Origin of the sequence: Volucribacter amazonae (genome assembly GCF_029783845.1) — a bacterium.
In the GTDB taxonomy this organism is placed as follows: Bacteria; Pseudomonadota; Gammaproteobacteria; order Enterobacterales; family Pasteurellaceae; genus Volucribacter; species Volucribacter amazonae.
Map to the genome: position 1 here is coordinate 1,879,017 of NZ_LWID01000001.1, position 15,191 is coordinate 1,894,207.

Genomic DNA, 15,191 nt, shown 5'->3' on the forward strand with positions numbered 1-15,191 from the left:
TTTTTACTTCCATTTTTTGAATTGGAATTTCTAAGTAAAATAGCTTGCCTATATTATTCCCCTTAATGCCCAAACACCATTTTGTTTTGAATTAATTATACATACTGACAAATTTTATTACGCATTAAGGCTAACCATTGTTTTTTACTATGGTTGGCTTTTTGGTTAACTAATAAGGCTAAGTCTTGATCTTGAGTGTGTGCAATTAAACGTTGAATAGCGGGCAATGTAGCATAAAAAGTGCGGTGCGATTTAGCAAAATTTTTTAGGCTTTGTTGATCTTGTGGACGTAATTGCCAATCCAAGGGCATTTGCCCAAAATAAAGGGATAAAGAATGTTGCTGTAAGCCAATATTACGGCGGAAATATTGCCGAGCCTGTTGGCATAATTGTTGCCCTTGTTCACTAAGCGGATATATTGCTACTGCATTATAATAGCCTGTACTCGCTTCTTTATGCTCGCCAAGGTAAACCAATTCAAACCCTGCTTGTTGCCAAAATTGTGCTAATCTTGGCTGATAACCAAAACTCACAGACAAGTAATCAAGCCCATTGTGTTTGCTAGATTGCTGGGAACATTGTTGGATCAGTTGCTGAATAAGAGCTGAACCTATGCCTTGTTGTTGGTATTGCGGTTGTAATGCTATACGAGAAATACGCAATGCTCTTAATTCACAAGCTAAGGGAAATTGTTGTTGAAAACAGAGTAATTGTGCGACTAAATTGCCTTTAGGGCGACGTATTCCTTGCAAAATTTGTTGTATTAATAGCTTATTTTGCATACCGCCTTCAAAAACTCCCCATATTCCGCCAATTAATTGCTTTTGCTGTTTAGCTAACCAAAATTGCTGTTGATCGCCATCAAATAAACGGCGTAAATCAATCGGTGTAGTACGATAATGGGCTTGTGTCAGCAAACAGTAAAATGGCTCAAGCTCTGCCAAATTAGTGGTTAAATGCGCTTGCGAACAAGCCTCTAACTGAATGTTGGTAGGGGGTATTAAGTTGTCAGGTATTTCCAAATGCGCTTTCTCTAATAACAATAACTTATTCACAAAACATTCTAAAGGATCTTGCTCTGCCCAACGTAAAGGCTGGGTTAAGTGGAAATGTTGTTGCTTATCGGCAATGCTTGGCATAAATTTTAGTTGAAAACCTTGCCCTGTACCTTCATAGCCGTCAAGGGTGGTGGTAAAAAGAATATGCTTAAAATAAGCACTAAATTTATATAAAAAAGACAAGGGTAATCTTGTGGCTTCATCAACCAATAACCAAGATTGAGCGAATTGTTGCGGTTGCAAAGTTAATTGTTGCTCAAGTTGATCAGGGGCAATAAATTGCAGTTTCTTTTGGCAAAATTTTTGCAAAATATTGACCGCACTTTTATTGGCAGCGGTAACATAGACCTCTGCATTAAGTTGATTAGCTAATAACCCCGCTAAAGCTGATTTTCCTCGTCCTCGCCGTGCGGTAAGCACATAATATTTTGCCTGTTGTAACAAAATTTGTTCAATAATGGCTTGTTGCTGTGCAGTCGCCCTCTGATTAACAATAGGCTTAGTGAGGGTAATATTTGTCAATAACGATTTTAAATAAGTTATGTCAGTTAAGGGGGAAAGCGTAGCAAAAAATTGATGATAACATTGTTTAAAATAATGACGAAAATTAACCGCACTTACGGGATAGGTTGCACTATGCCAACGTAAACTGTCTTTATCAGGCTGTTTGTGCCAAGTTTGCCAATCGTTCACCAACATAACTACCGCTCCCCCAGCTTTTAAAGTACCGCTTACAATAGCAAGGCTTTCTAAATGTAGCTGTTGCCGACAATCATAAATAATCAAGCTAAATTCTTGCCCTAATAGGTTGCGAGTTTGCGAGAAAGCCACAAATTTTATTGAGGATAAAACGGGGTTGTCGCCAATCCACACCATATCATCAAGCAAATGCTGAACCAAGTGCGGTGGAATTTCCCCTTGTTTTTGTACGTCTAAAATATAAAGGGAACGGGCTAACACAAAAGAAATCCTATCCTACTCTTTCTCACTAAGATAAGGATCGGCAAAACCAAGTTGTTGCATAATTTCGGTTTCTAGACTTTCCATTTCTTCCGCTTCTTGTGGTTCAATATGATCATAGCCGAGCAAATGCAAACTGCCATGCACCACCATATGTGCCCAATGAGCCAATAGGGGTTTGGCTTGTTGTTGAGCCTCTTGCTCCACTACCTGACGACAAATGACTAAATCCCCCAATAAGGGCAACGCTACTTCCTCAGGGCTTTCAAAGGGAAAAGATAACACATTGGTAGGTTTATCTTTATGCCGATAAGTGGCATTAAGATATTGGCTTTCGGCTTCATCAACCACACGAATAGTCATTTCAATATCATCACGCTGTGGTTTAACCGCTAAGGTCGCCCATTGCTCAAATTGAGCAAGACTAGGCAAATTCTCTTGTTTTTCACAAGCCAGTTGTAAATCAATAATTACCTTATTCATCATTCATCTCATGGGCTAATTGTTCAAGTTTCACTTGTTCTGCATTAAGTTTTTCCAAGCGTTTTTGCTCCGAGCGTTGCTGACGACGGATCTCATCTTCTGCTTCCCATTTATCATAAGCCTGCACTACTTTCGCGACCACAGGGTGGCGTACAATATCTTGGCTCATAAAATAATTAAAACTTAATTCTGGCACATCAGATAACACATCAATGGCATGGCGTAAGCCAGATTTTTGATGGCGAGGTAAATCCACTTGAGTAATATCGCCAGTGATAACCGCTTTAGAATTAAAGCCAATCCTTGTTAAAAACATTTTCATTTGTTCAATGGTGGTATTTTGGCTTTCATCTAAAATAATAAAGCTATCATTTAGCGTACGACCACGCATATAGGCGAGAGGTGCAATTTCAATCACATTACGTTCCATTAATTTTTGCACACGTTCAAAACCAAGCATTTCAAATAACGCATCATAAAGTGGACGCAAATAAGGCTCAATTTTTTGCCCCAAATCACCGGGTAAAAAGCCCAATTTTTCCCCAGCCTCAACCGCAGGACGTGTGAGCAATAAACGTCTTACCTGCTGTTTTTCTAACGCTTCTACTGCTGCCGCCACAGCTAAAAAGGTTTTCCCTGTTCCTGCTGGACCAATACCAAAACTAATATCGTGGCGTAAAATATTATGTAAATATTGAATTTGATTTGCTCCACGAGGTTTAATTAACCCACGTTTGGTTTTAATGGTAGTCGCATAAACCTTACTTTCAGAAGAGGATGTATCCTCATTTTCCTGCAATAACAAACGGCTTTCTTGAATAGCAATATGCACATCTTCTAAATCTAACTCTCGCACTTTACCCTGAATAGGTGCAGTTTCCACATAAAGTTGTGTAATTAATTTCACTACATTATTGATTAAACTTAAATGGTGTGGCTTATCTTGCTCATCATCAGCCTGCAAAGTAAAGGTAAAATTACGGCGAGAAATAACCAAATTAAAAGATTTTTCAATCAATTCAAGATGACTATCAAAAGCACCACAAAGGGATTGCAAACGTGCATTATCCTGTGGTTCAAGGGTAAAGGTTTGTTGATACAATGCTGATTGTCCTCTGATTTACGATAACTCCAATAGAAAAATGGAACAATGATATAACTAAAAATAGCGATAATTATACGTTTTTTTGAAAAAATTTTGTAGTAAATTGTCAGTGAACCCGTATTTAAAGGCTTTATTTATATCAATTTTAGGTAAGATAATTAAAAATGATCTGAGAAATGAATATATTCTAATAACAGGCTGATAAATAACAATATTTTACGTCATCTTTGATTGCTTTTTGATTATTTTTTATTCGTTTTGGTGGCTGTTACAGCCACCAAACAGCCACTAGATGAACATTTAGCAAAATAAGCGAGTGAAAAATTAGCAAAAATTAGGCATAAAAAAAGCCGCCTACTGCGACTAACTTTTTGATTTTATTTATCTTTTTTTGACATTTTAAATGGTGCCCGAGGGCGGACTTGAACCGCCACAGCTCGAAAGCCGAGGGATTTTAAATCCCTTGTGTCTACCGATTTCACCACTCGGGCAATGGAGCGGGAAACGAGGCTCGAACTCGCGACCCCGACCTTGGCAAGGTCGTGCTCTACCAACTGAGCTATTCCCGCATTGCGTTGACTGCTATTTCAATATCAGCAATCAATGACGCGCATTTTACTGACTTATCAAAAACTGTCAATCATTGTTTTTCACTTTTTTGTTTAATTGCCGAAAAAAGACGCACATTAAGGAATAATAGGCACAAAATTGTTTCACTAAGCCTATACTATGTCTAATTTAAAAGCATTTGCATCATTATTCATATTGACAAATCTAAAAATATAGATATGATTTATTGCCATTATGGAAATCAATGAAATCTTAAAAATTTTAAGCAATGAATATCGCTTACAAATGTTGCAATGGCTAAAATCGCCATTACAGCATTTTTCTGTTTATCAAATGGCAACTGAGGAAAAAAACTTTGAGGGTGGTGTTTGTGTAGGAGCTATTGCTACCAAAGCAGGCTTGGCACAATCTGTAGTATCAGGCTATTTAAATTCACTGAAACAAGCTGGGTTAATTGAATCAAAACGGGTAGGTAAATGGACCTATTATCGTTATAACCCAAAAGCGATTGAGAAATTTTTGCAACAATTACAACATTACTTATAACAATAGTCATTTCAATTTAAAATAAGACAAGGCGTATCAACGCTGTATTATTTTAATGTAGGAAGACTATAAAAGTGCGGTGGATTTATCGCATTTTTTATTAAATAAATAAATCTATATTTTTAGATTTAAAGAAATATAAATAGGAGAAAAAATGAAAGTAGAAAAATTTAGCCCCTTATTTCAAAGCTATCAATTCAATAATGGCGTAACCATTAAAAACCGCTTGGTTGTTGCACCAATGACCCATTATGGTTCTCATTCAGATGGCAGTATAAGCGAACAAGAACGCCGTTTTCTCGCTCATCGTGCTACGGATTTTGGTATGTTTATTACCGCTGCCACATTGGTATCATTAGAGGGGAAAGCCTTTGTGGGGCAACCTTACGCTTGTCAAGAATCTGACTTAGCGAGCTTGCAACAACAGGCAAATATCATAAAACAACAAGGTGCTAAGGCTATTTTGCAAATTCACCATGGGGGTGATCAGGCTTTACCGCAATTACTAGCAGGACAATCCCCAGTTTCGCCCTCTGGTACGAATCAAACTCAAACCTTAACAGAAGCACAAATTATCGCCCTTATTCATCATTTTGCTAAAGCAACAGAATTAGCAATACGAGCAGGCTTTGATGGTGTTGAAATTCATGGGGCAAATGGTTATTTAATCCAACAATTTTTCTCGGCACAAACCAATCAGCGTACTGACCAATGGGGTGGTTCATTGGCAAATCGTTTACGTTTTCCTTTAGCCGTTATTGATGCAGTCGAGCAAGTTCGCCAACAATATCAACGTCCCGATTTTATTATTGGTTATCGTTTCTCACCAGAAGAAGCTGGGGAGCGAGGTTTGACGATGACGGATACCTTTGCTTTAATTGATGCTTTAGTGGAAAAACCGCTCCAATATTTGCATATTTCACTTTGGGATTTTTACAAAAAAGCTCGTCGTGGTGCAAACCCTGCATTAACTAGAATAGAACAAATTCATCAACGTATTCGTGGCAAATTACCATTAATTGGCGTGGGTTGTTTATTATCCGCTCAAGATATATTAAATGCATTTAATACTGGTTGGGCTGAATTCATTGCGGTGGGTAAAGCGGTAATGATTAATCCTAATTTGGCGACACTTATTCACACTGGGCAAGAGCATCAAATTGAAGTAACCATTGATCCTGATCGTGCTGATCATTACGATTTGCCTGATAACCTTTGGCAACAACAATTACAGGGACTCGCCTATTTACCACCATTAAAAGATAAAAATTGGCAACCCGTAGATATTTAATTCATCACTTGATAGGGGGATTAGGCTATGGCTAATCCCTTTATCATTTTAGTTATATGATATGGCGATAATGACTTTTATAACCTGCTCGTTTATGCCAAAATAGTAAAATTATTTTCTGGATAAAAGGCAAAGATTAATGACTTATCAATTAGATACTCAACTTGTACAACTTGGCAATCGCACCGATCCTCGTGTTGGTTCAGTGGCAACGCCTATTCATTTATCAACCGCATATAGCCATACGGATATTAAAGGCGTTGCTCCAACAGATGCTTTTGATTACATTCGTACTAAAAACCCTACTCGTAGCGTATTAGAAGAAGGGATCGCAAGGCTAGAAGGTGGCGATAATGGCTTTGCTTGTTCATCAGGTATGGCGGCAATTCAGTTAGTAATGAATTTATTTCGTAGCCCAGACGAATGGATTATTTCAAGTGATGTGTATGGTGGGACTTATCGCCTTTTAGATTTCGCTTATAAAAATAACTATGGCGTTAAACCTGTGTATGTGGATACCACCTCATTAACCGCCATTGAACAAGCCATTACTGCTAATACCAAAGCGATTTTTATTGAAACACCGTCCAATCCCTTAATGGAAGAATCGGATGTCGCCGCTATTGCTAAAATTGCCAAAGCCCATAATTTATTATTGATCGTGGACAATACCTTTCTGACCCCTGTTTTATTCCGCCCAATGGAACACGGTGCTGACATTGTTATCCATAGTGCCACTAAATATTTAGCAGGACATAATGATGTATTAGCTGGATTAGTTGTTACTAAGGGACAAGAGTTAGCTGAGCGTTTATTTTATATCCAAAACGGTGCAGGTCCCGTATTGTCTCCTTTTGACAGCTATTTAACCATTCGTGGTTTAAAAACCTTAGCCCTAAGAATGGAACGTCATCAGCAAAATGCTCAACAAATTGCTCAATTTTTAGCAACTTGTCCACAAATTAGTGATGTGCTTTATCCTAACAAAGGCGGTATGTTATCTTTCCGTTTACAACAAGAAAATTGGGTTATTCCGTTCCTAAAAGCATTAAAATTAATTACCTTTGCAGAGAGCTTAGGTGGCACTGAAAGTTTTATTACCTATCCAGCCACGCAAACCCATATGGATATTCCAGAGCAAGAACGTATTGCTCGTGGAGTATGTAACCGTTTGTTGCGTTTTTCTGTGGGAATTGAACATATTGATGATATAAAAGCAGATTTAACTCAAGCATTAGCACAATTTAAATAAGCTATTAGAGCAATTTATGACATTGTCATTTTGCTTATGTTATTATCCTTTGGAAAATAACATAAGGCTTGAAAAAGCATAATTTGGACTTATTTGAGAAATTATTGTAACAATAACAAAGGAAGAAAAAATGAGTGAAGTTTTACATATTAGTGATGCAAGTTTTGAACAAGATGTATTAAGATCTGATGTACCAGTATTATTAGATTTCTGGGCTCCATGGTGTGGACCTTGTAAAATGATCGCCCCAGTACTTGATGATCTTGCTACTGAATTTGGTGATAAAGTAAAAATTGCCAAAATTAATATTGATGAAAATGAACAAGTTGCCGCTCAATTCGGTGTTCGCAGTATCCCTACTTTAATGTTATTTAAAGAGGGCAAAGCGGTTGCGACTCAAGTGGGCGCACTCCCAAAAAGCCAACTAGCTACATTTGTTGAACAACATATCTAGTTATAAATTAATTCATTATCCAATCAAAAGGTGTAGTTTAAAATGAACTGCACCTTTTTACTTTAGCGTGTAATGGACAAAAATGTGGGATTTTGTCCATTTTTATTCCAAGTGGACAAAAGTGTGAGATCTAATTATTTTTATATCACTCTACAGGCTCTTTTTATTAAAAAAATCCTTTATAAACACAATCTTACGTTCTCTACTTAATCCGTTGTGATTAATTAATTTCCGCTTAAGTTCACTAAATAAACCTTCTAGCCGATTTGTTGTTTTTTCAATATTTAATTCCTCATACTTTTCAAAGGTAAATAAATACCTTTCATCATATTTAATGCTCGCTAATGCCCCTCTTAATCCTTTATGTTTATAAGGAAAATAACCTTTTCATTGCATTTCTCTGAGCGTTCATTCAAATAATCTTGATGTTTTAAATACCAATAATGCAAACGACGAAAAAATCATGTTTTTGGCTTTCTTTTAATGTTTTCACAATAATTTTTATGTACCACATTAATAGATTATTTTTCCTGTTCCTCCAAAGCATCGCGGGCTGAGCGGATACTTTTTTCTAATAAAGGGATACGAGGATCGCTTTTGGGGAGTAGTTTTAACATAGTTGCCCAAGAGACGATTGCCATTTTATAGTCTTCTTGTTCAAAGTAATGGAACGCCAGTAAACTTAGGGCTTGTACATTGGTATGATTAGCGCGTACTAAGGCTTTTAATAATTCTTCCCCTTTAAATTTGTCCGAAGGATCTTCGGAAAACATTAGGATACGTGCGTAGCTGAGTTTGTATTCTTCGTTATCAGGAGCAAGCTGATAGGCTTTAGCATAGCTGTCATGAGCAAGTTGTCCTTGATTGAGGTTCATGGCAAGTTGTCCTAGTAACCACCATTTGCTGCTGCCTTGCGGATTATTGTGTAAATATAAGCGTAGTGCGGTGGCAAATTCTTGTAATTCACTGTCGCTCATAGGATTTTGTTGTTCTTCGCTTAAACGTTGATAAAAATAGGGTAATTTTTGTTCTGTTTGAGCGAAGTGGTGTTCTGTTTGCCAAGCACCGACATGAAAATAAGCAAGGCTTGCGATGATAGTGATAACTAACAAGGCGGAGCTAAACCAAATCTTGTTGATTTTTGTATGTTTTGATGATGTTGAATTGGTGTTTTGTGCTGGAATATCATCAAGTAATGCTTGTTGTAATTCTAGTTTGAGCTGTTGGCTATTGTTGTGTAAACCTAGGGCTTCTTCTTGTGCTAATTCTTGTAACCTATCTAAGTAAAAGGCTTTATTGAGTTCATCACGTTGATGTATGCTGTCTTTTTTTTGTGCTGTGTTGTTTTTTAGTAGTGGGTAAAAGCAGATAACAGCAATGATAAGGGTAAATACTAAGGCGATAATCCAAAAAATCATTGTTTTTCCTCATTTTTTAGAATATTGGCTAAACGTTGTTGCTGTTCTAAATTCAGCTCAGTTGTTGAGGAGGGATTGGAGGTATGACGAGATTTTTTAAATACCAGTAGTATCCCTAATCCAATCAACAAGATAGGTGCAATCCATAGGATAAGAGTGGAGGCGGTAATGGGTGGGTCATAACTGACAAAATTGCCATAACGTTGCACCATATAATCCACTACTTCTTGTTTTGATTGCCCTTGTTTGAGCAATTCTAAAACCTTATGACGCATATCTACGGCAATGGTGGCATTGGAGTCGGCGATATTATTATTTTGGCACTGCGGGCAGCGTAGCTGTTGTGTTAGGCTATGGTAATCTTGTTGCTGTTGAGCGGAATCAAAATCAAGCACGTCAATGCTTGCCCAAAGGGGGAAGCTAAACAGTAAGCAGAAAAGTGCGGTCAGTTTTTTCATTATTTTTGTTCCGTAAAAAGTTGTTGATAAATGGGCTGTAATTTTTGTTGCCACACTTGTGCATTGATGTCGCCTGTATGACGATAATGAATAATGCCTTGACCATCAATAATAAAGGTTTCGGGTGCGCCATAAACGCCTAAATCTAAACCAAAAGAGCCTGTTTCATCAACCAATACGGCTTGATAAGGATTTTTTAACTGTTTTAACCAGTCAATGGCTTTTTTGCGGTTATCTTTATAATTTAGGCCAATAATGGTTATTCCTTCATCGGCTAATTGGTTGAGGTATTGATGTTCAGCATAACAAGTAGGACACCAAGTTGCCCAAACATTGAGTAAAATGGGTTTTCCTTGTGCAAATAATTGTTGATCATATTGTTGTTGAGCAAAAAGATCCTGCAAGGGGCGTGTTGGTACAGGTTTACCAATTAAGGCGGACTCAAGGGCTTTTATATCTTCTCCGCCCGCATTGCGTTGAAGTTGGACGAAGAAAGTGAGGGCTAACGCCAGAAAGAGGATTAATGGGATATAAAGTTTTTTCTGCATAATCGGCATTTACTCGTTATTTTTTATTGGTGGTTAAGTTTAAACGATAACGGCGGTCAAAGAGGCAAAGTAGTCCACCTAATGCCATACTGACACCGCCGAACCAAATCCAGCGTACAAAGGGTTTATAATATAAACGTAATGCCCAAGAACCATCGCCAAGGCTTTCGCCGAGTGCCACATATAAATCTCGCTGTAACCCCCAATCAATAGCGGCTTCGGTCATGGTCATTTTACTAACAGTATAAAAACGTTTTTCTGCATAAAGGGTGGTAATGTGTTTGCCTTGGCGTGAAATTGCTACTTCTGCTTTACCCCCTTCATAGTTTGGTCCATTGGCTTCGTGAATGCCCTTAAATTGAAATTGGTAATCAGCAATTTCTGCGGTATCGCCAATTCGCATACGCACATCACGTTCCACGCTGTAATTTTGGCTAAAGGCAATTCCCCAAACGGTCATCGCCACACCAAGATGGGCGATGATCATTCCCCAATGGGAACGAGAAAGTTTGGTTAAACCGTAAAAAAAGGAAGTGCGGTGCGTGGCACGTTGATGCAATTCATATAGGCTTAGCAATACAATGAAAACAGCCATCATAACGCCAAGTACGGCACTGGTTTTAAGTTGATCTTGTAGCCAATAAGGGAGTACAAAGCCTGCAATTAACATTATCACTAGGCTAATTATCACAGGTTTAACAATGGCTGAAACTTGATCTCGCCGCCATTTGACTAAAGGTCCAATGCCCAATAAAAAAGCAAAAGGGATCATTAATATTAGGAACATTTGATCGAAAAAAGGTGCGCCGATAGAAATTGTACCTAAGCCAATTTGTTTATGTACCAAAGGCAGTAATGTGCCGAGTAAGACTACGCAAAGTGCGGTCATTAATAAAATATTATTTAATAGCAACATTTTTTCTCTTGAATAAGGTTGCGCATTATCCATAGAGCGAATTTGGCTACCTTTGTAGGCATATAACGCCAGTGAACCGCCAATGACTACAATTAAATAAGAGAGAATATATAAGCCTCGAGTAGGATCAGAGGCAAAGGCGTGTACGGATACTAAAATGCCTGAACGTACTAAAAATGTGCCTAATAAACAAAGAGAGAAAGCAAGAATGGCTAATAAGACAGTCCAAGCCTTAAAGCTCCCTCGTTTTTCGGTTACCGCTAGTGAGTGAATTAAGGCTGTACCCGCTAGCCAAGGCATTAGCGAGGCGTTCTCCACAGGATCCCAGAACCACCAGCCACCCCAGCCGAGTTCATAATAAGCCCACCAAGAACCGAGTACAATACCAAGGGTCAGGAATAACCAAGCCGCCATGGTCCAAGGTCTTGACCACCTCGCCCAAGCGGTATCTAATTTGCCACTCATTAGCGAAGCAATAGAAAAGGCAAAAGCCACTGAAAAGCCCACATAGCCCATATAAAGCAAAGGGGGGTGGAAGATTAAGCCGATATCTTGTAATAGCGGGTTGAGTTCCCGACCGTCAACAGGGAAATCGGGGAAAGTGCGACTGAAAGGATTGGAGGTAAACAGGACAAAAATAAGAAATCCTACGCTAATAATTCCCATAATACCCAATACCCGAGCAATAGCTTCTTGCGGTAATTTGCGGCTAAAAATAGCCACTGCTGCACTCCAGAGGGTTAATAACCAGATCCATAATAATAGTGATCCCTCGTGTGACCCCCAAGTGGCTGAAAGGCGATAGTAAAGAGGTAATTGGCTATTTGAATTATTGACAACATATTGTACGGTAAAATCATTCACCGCGAACAAATAAAATAAGCATAAGAAAGAAACACTTAAGCTAATAAAAAGCCCAAAAGTCATTGGGCGAGCCAATGACATAAGTTGGGTATGTTGTTTTTCAGCCCCCCACAATGGGAAAATTGCTAACAGAATGGCAATAGCTAAACTCAAAGCAAGGGCATAATTTCCTAATTCGGCAATCATGGATTTGCCCCTTGCTGTTTGAGCATACGATCTCGTTCGGATTCTTGGCTAAGATCGGAGATCCCCATGGGTTGATGTACTTTTTGCATTTGTTCTTCTAATTCAGGCGGTACATAATTTTCATCGTGTTTTGCAAGGACTTCCGTTGCTTGTAAAACAGTTGGTTCAATTAATAATCCTTGGGCAACAATGCCTTGTCCTTCACGAAATAAATCAGGCAAAATCCCTTCATATTGTATGGTTACCGCAGGACCAATATCATTTAAATCAAATTGTACTTTTAAACTATTAGGATCACGTTGTACCGAACCTGTTACCACCATACCACCAATACGGATTCGTTGCCCTACCCGAGGCTTGGTACTGGCATCATTATTTTTACCGTAAACCACTTCTGTTGGGGTGTAAAATAGATCAATATTTTGGCGTAAAGCATAGAGCATTAAGCCCAAGGTAATTGCAACGCCGATTAAGACAAATAGGACAATAGCAAGCCTTGATTTACGTCTTGGGGTCATAGTTGATGTCCCCCAGATTGTTGGGCTTGTTGTAAACGTTGTTCACGTTGTTGTTGACGCTGAATTTCCGCAAAGACTTTTCGTTTTCCAGCAAGGCTTTGGGCAAATAAAACTAAAATAGTAACAAAACAAATACCATAGGAAAGCCAAACATAAAAGCCATAGCCTCCCATATTAAGAAAATCACTCCAACTGGAAAAAAACATATTACCTCCTAATTCAATCTAGCTTGTTGTGCCAAATTTTTTACCCACGCACGTTTGGCATCTTCTTGTAATAAAGCGTTACGATAACGTATTAACATTAGCCAAATAAATAAGGTTAAAAAACCAAATATTGCCAAGATAAGTGGAATTAACATTGGGGTCGCAATGGAAGGTTTTTCAAATTTAGTAATGCTGGCACCTTGATGTAAGGTATTCCACCATTCCACCGAGAAATGAATAATGGGTAAGTTGACAACTCCCACCAAAGCTAACACACTTGCCGCTTTTGCTCCCACATTGCGATCTTGAAAAGCGGAATAAAGTGCTAATACACCTAAATAGAGAAAGAATAAAATTAATTCAGAGGTTAAACGTGCGTCCCATACCCACCAAGTTCCCCACATGGGTTTACCCCAAATTGCCCCAGTAACCAAAGCTAAGAAAGTAAAAACTGCCCCAATGGGTGCCATAGCAATCATGGCTAAATGTGCTTGTTTTATTTGCCAAACTAACGCAATCAATGCCGCAATCGCCATTGAGCCGTAAACTCCCATTGACCAAATGGCAGTAGGCACATGGACATACATAATGCGGAAGCTATTACCTTGTTGATAATCCGCTGGTGCAAAAGCTAAGCCCCAAATTAAGCCAATGCCTAGTAAGGCAAGGGTTAATAGGGCAAAGAAAGGGATAAATTTACCACATAAATGATATTGGGTTTCTGCTTTGGCATAAGGGTGTAGCCATTTCCACATAATTTGAATATCCTTTGAATATCAACAAATCTCATCGTTTTTACGAGGCGACATTCTAGCATAATAGGCAATGATAAACCCTTGAGTTATCTACCTCTTTAGGTGTAATTCAGTATAACTATTGATCTATCTCAAGGTTATGCTTGGCAAATGTTGCTCGTATACTGTGGATTTTACTGTTTGCTTGATAAAAATTTTTTCAAAACCCACCGCACTTTTTTCCTGATGATAACATTCGTCATTTTGAGTGGTTCGTGATATGCTTAGACGATTTTATTATTTATTGGCAAAATGAATTTGTTATTATGCAACAACATCAACATTTAACTCAGCAAGGTTTTGCTGATTTACCTATTCACCCAAAGGTGTTACGAGCCTTACAAGCAAATGGGTTTGATTATTGTACGCCGATCCAAGCTCGCTCTTTGCCTTATAGTTTACAAGGGCGAGATATTGCAGGGCAGGCACAAACTGGGACAGGTAAAACTTTGGCATTTTTAATTGCGACCTTTCATCATTTGTTACAATACCCACGCAATTCGGCGGGGCAGCCTAGAGCATTGATTTTAGCCCCAACTAGAGAGTTAGCGGTACAAATTGAACAAGATGCGAAATTACTTGTCCAATACACTGGTTTAACCACCGCTTTAGCTTATGGTGGTGATGGCTATGATAAGCAGATACAAGCCATTGAGCGTGGGGTTGATGTCTTAATTGGTACAACAGGGCGTTTAATTGATTATTATAAACAGGGCATTATCCGTTTAGACGATGTGCAAGTGGTGGTGCTTGATGAAGCAGATCGAATGTTTGATTTGGGCTTTATTCGTGATATTCGCTATTTAATGCGGCGTTGTCCTGCCCCTTGTGAACGTTTGACAATGCTATTTTCTGCAACCTTGTCTTATAAGGTAAGGGAATTAGCTTTTGAGGATATGAATGATCCGCAATATTTAGAAATTGAACCCACGCAAAAGACAGGGCATCGGATTAAAGAGGAACTGTTTTATCCCTCTGATCAAGATAAAATGGCGTTATTGTTGACCTTGATTGAGGAAGAATGGCCTGATCGTTGTATCATTTTTGCTAATACTAAACAGCGTTGTGAGGAAATTTGGGGCTATTTAGCTGCAGATCAGCATCGTGTGGGATTATTAACTGGCGATGTGGCACAGAAAAAACGCTTGTCTTTGTTAAAACAATTTAGTGAAGGTAAATTGGATATTTTAGTGGCAACGGATGTGGCGGCGAGAGGCTTACATATTGCGGATGTTACCCATGTGTTTAATTATGATTTGCCTGATGATTGTGAGGATTATGTTCATCGTATTGGACGGACAGGGCGAGCGGGCGAAAGTGGCGTGTCTATTAGTTTTGCTTGTGAGCAATATGCGATGAATTTACCTGCGATTGAACAATATATTGGGCATCGTATTGCAGTAAGCCAATATGATCCTGAAGCGTTAAGACAAGATTTACCTCGTCCTTGGCGGCGAAAAAATTCGCTAAAAACGCACCGCACTTTTCATCGTTCGGCAAAGCCCTCTTATCTGGGCAAAGGAAAATTTAAATCTTGATAGAAAATGGTTGTCGTTATTGACAA

At 38.6% G+C, this 15,191-nt stretch carries 15 protein-coding genes and 2 tRNA genes; 5 read left to right on the forward strand and 12 right to left on the reverse strand.

Annotated elements, in window-relative coordinates; translation table 11 throughout:
* Positions 1-95: 95 nt before the first annotated feature.
* The 5 genes from A6A20_RS08995 to A6A20_RS09015 form a co-directional block, all read right to left on the reverse strand.
* On the reverse strand, positions 96-2,018 hold the full coding sequence (locus A6A20_RS08995) for a GNAT family N-acetyltransferase (protein WP_279573114.1): 1,923 nt from the start codon (positions 2,016-2,018) through the stop codon (positions 96-98).
* A gap of 15 nt (positions 2,019-2,033) precedes the next feature.
* Positions 2,034-2,501 carry an rRNA maturation RNase YbeY gene (ybeY, locus tag A6A20_RS09000; RefSeq protein WP_279573115.1) on the reverse strand — a complete coding sequence of 156 codons (468 nt, stop codon included), beginning with the start codon at positions 2,499-2,501 and terminating at the stop codon, positions 2,034-2,036.
* Positions 2,494-3,603 (reverse strand): PhoH family protein, encoded by a 1,110-nt coding sequence (locus tag A6A20_RS09005; protein WP_279573116.1) that lies wholly within the window; start codon positions 3,601-3,603, stop codon positions 2,494-2,496. The genes ybeY and A6A20_RS09005 overlap by 8 nt, the downstream gene beginning before the upstream one ends.
* A 407-nt stretch (positions 3,604-4,010) precedes the next feature.
* A tRNA-Leu gene (locus tag A6A20_RS09010) sits at positions 4,011-4,097 on the reverse strand.
* Between the two features lie 2 nt (positions 4,098-4,099).
* A tRNA-Gly gene (locus A6A20_RS09015) sits at positions 4,100-4,175 on the reverse strand.
* A 235-nt stretch (positions 4,176-4,410) separates the two neighbouring features.
* Here A6A20_RS09015 and A6A20_RS09020 point away from each other — a divergent pair.
* The 4 genes from A6A20_RS09020 (at position 4,411) to trxA (ending at position 7,719) form a co-directional block, all read left to right on the forward strand.
* Positions 4,411-4,722: an ArsR/SmtB family transcription factor gene (locus A6A20_RS09020; RefSeq protein WP_279573117.1), complete on the forward strand. Its 312-nt coding sequence runs from the start codon at positions 4,411-4,413 to the stop codon at positions 4,720-4,722.
* A gap of 154 nt (positions 4,723-4,876) precedes the next feature.
* Positions 4,877-6,013 (forward strand): NADH-dependent flavin oxidoreductase, encoded by a 1,137-nt coding sequence (locus A6A20_RS09025; RefSeq protein ID WP_279573118.1) that lies wholly within the window; start codon positions 4,877-4,879, stop codon positions 6,011-6,013.
* Between the two features lie 139 nt (positions 6,014-6,152).
* Positions 6,153-7,265 (forward strand): methionine biosynthesis PLP-dependent protein, encoded by a 1,113-nt coding sequence (locus tag A6A20_RS09030; RefSeq protein WP_279573119.1) that lies wholly within the window; start codon positions 6,153-6,155, stop codon positions 7,263-7,265.
* 130 nt (positions 7,266-7,395) lie between these two features.
* A complete protein-coding gene (trxA, locus tag A6A20_RS09035; protein ID WP_279573120.1) occupies positions 7,396-7,719 on the forward strand; it encodes a thioredoxin in 324 nt (107 codons plus the stop codon).
* A gap of 521 nt (positions 7,720-8,240) precedes the next feature.
* Here the strand turns inward: trxA and ccmI are convergent.
* Genes ccmI through A6A20_RS09070 form a run of 7 tightly spaced genes read right to left on the reverse strand, consistent with a single transcriptional unit; the run spans position 8,241 to position 13,588 of the window.
* Entirely contained in the window at positions 8,241-9,137 is an 897-nt protein-coding gene (ccmI, locus tag A6A20_RS09040) for a c-type cytochrome biogenesis protein CcmI (protein ID WP_279573121.1), read from the reverse strand.
* A complete protein-coding gene (locus A6A20_RS09045) occupies positions 9,134-9,595 on the reverse strand; it encodes a cytochrome c-type biogenesis protein (protein WP_279573122.1) in 462 nt (153 codons plus the stop codon). The genes ccmI and A6A20_RS09045 overlap by 4 nt, the downstream gene beginning before the upstream one ends.
* The gene (locus tag A6A20_RS09050) at positions 9,595-10,143 is read right to left on the reverse strand and encodes a DsbE family thiol:disulfide interchange protein (RefSeq protein ID WP_279573123.1); all 549 of its coding nucleotides are present in this window, start codon (positions 10,141-10,143) and stop codon (positions 9,595-9,597) included. The genes A6A20_RS09045 and A6A20_RS09050 overlap by 1 nt, the downstream gene beginning before the upstream one ends.
* A gap of 16 nt (positions 10,144-10,159) precedes the next feature.
* Entirely contained in the window at positions 10,160-12,109 is a 1,950-nt protein-coding gene (locus A6A20_RS09055) for a heme lyase CcmF/NrfE family subunit (RefSeq protein WP_279573124.1), read from the reverse strand.
* Positions 12,106-12,627, reverse strand: coding sequence for a cytochrome c maturation protein CcmE (gene ccmE / locus A6A20_RS09060; protein WP_279573125.1), 522 nt, complete (start codon positions 12,625-12,627; stop codon positions 12,106-12,108). The genes A6A20_RS09055 and ccmE overlap by 4 nt, the downstream gene beginning before the upstream one ends.
* Positions 12,624-12,833 (reverse strand): heme exporter protein CcmD, encoded by a 210-nt coding sequence (gene ccmD, locus A6A20_RS09065; protein ID WP_279573126.1) that lies wholly within the window; start codon positions 12,831-12,833, stop codon positions 12,624-12,626. The genes ccmE and ccmD overlap by 4 nt, the downstream gene beginning before the upstream one ends.
* An 8-nt stretch (positions 12,834-12,841) precedes the next feature.
* Positions 12,842-13,588 carry a heme ABC transporter permease gene (locus tag A6A20_RS09070; protein WP_279573127.1) on the reverse strand — a complete coding sequence of 249 codons (747 nt, stop codon included), beginning with the start codon at positions 13,586-13,588 and terminating at the stop codon, positions 12,842-12,844.
* 305 nt (positions 13,589-13,893) lie between these two features.
* Between A6A20_RS09070 and rhlB the strand changes: the two genes are divergently transcribed.
* Positions 13,894-15,165, forward strand: a complete 1,272-nt coding sequence (rhlB, locus tag A6A20_RS09075; RefSeq protein WP_279573128.1) for an ATP-dependent RNA helicase RhlB — start codon at positions 13,894-13,896, stop codon at positions 15,163-15,165.
* Positions 15,166-15,191: the final 26 nt, after the last annotated feature.

What these genes read in the sequence shown, in the direction of transcription:
- A6A20_RS09055 (WP_279573124.1), bottom strand. Translation starts at nt 12,109, where the DNA reads ATGATTGCCGAATTAGGAAATTATGCCCTTGCTTTGAGTTTAGCTATT.
- A6A20_RS09070 (WP_279573127.1), bottom strand. Translation starts at nt 13,588, where the DNA reads ATGTGGAAATGGCTACACCCTTATGCCAAAGCAGAAACCCAATATCAT.
- ccmD (WP_279573126.1), bottom strand. Translation starts at nt 12,833, where the DNA reads ATGTTTTTTTCCAGTTGGAGTGATTTTCTTAATATGGGAGGCTATGGC.
- ccmE (WP_279573125.1), bottom strand. Translation starts at nt 12,627, where the DNA reads ATGACCCCAAGACGTAAATCAAGGCTTGCTATTGTCCTATTTGTCTTA.
- trxA (WP_279573120.1), top strand. Translation starts at nt 7,396, where the DNA reads ATGAGTGAAGTTTTACATATTAGTGATGCAAGTTTTGAACAAGATGTA.
- A6A20_RS09020 (WP_279573117.1), top strand. Translation starts at nt 4,411, where the DNA reads ATGGAAATCAATGAAATCTTAAAAATTTTAAGCAATGAATATCGCTTA.
- ybeY (WP_279573115.1), bottom strand. Translation starts at nt 2,501, where the DNA reads ATGAATAAGGTAATTATTGATTTACAACTGGCTTGTGAAAAACAAGAG.
- ccmI (WP_279573121.1), bottom strand. Translation starts at nt 9,137, where the DNA reads ATGATTTTTTGGATTATCGCCTTAGTATTTACCCTTATCATTGCTGTT.
- A6A20_RS09025 (WP_279573118.1), top strand. Translation starts at nt 4,877, where the DNA reads ATGAAAGTAGAAAAATTTAGCCCCTTATTTCAAAGCTATCAATTCAAT.
- A6A20_RS09045 (WP_279573122.1), bottom strand. Translation starts at nt 9,595, where the DNA reads ATGAAAAAACTGACCGCACTTTTCTGCTTACTGTTTAGCTTCCCCCTT.
- A6A20_RS09050 (WP_279573123.1), bottom strand. Translation starts at nt 10,143, where the DNA reads ATGCAGAAAAAACTTTATATCCCATTAATCCTCTTTCTGGCGTTAGCC.
- A6A20_RS09030 (WP_279573119.1), top strand. Translation starts at nt 6,153, where the DNA reads ATGACTTATCAATTAGATACTCAACTTGTACAACTTGGCAATCGCACC.
- rhlB (WP_279573128.1), top strand. Translation starts at nt 13,894, where the DNA reads ATGCAACAACATCAACATTTAACTCAGCAAGGTTTTGCTGATTTACCT.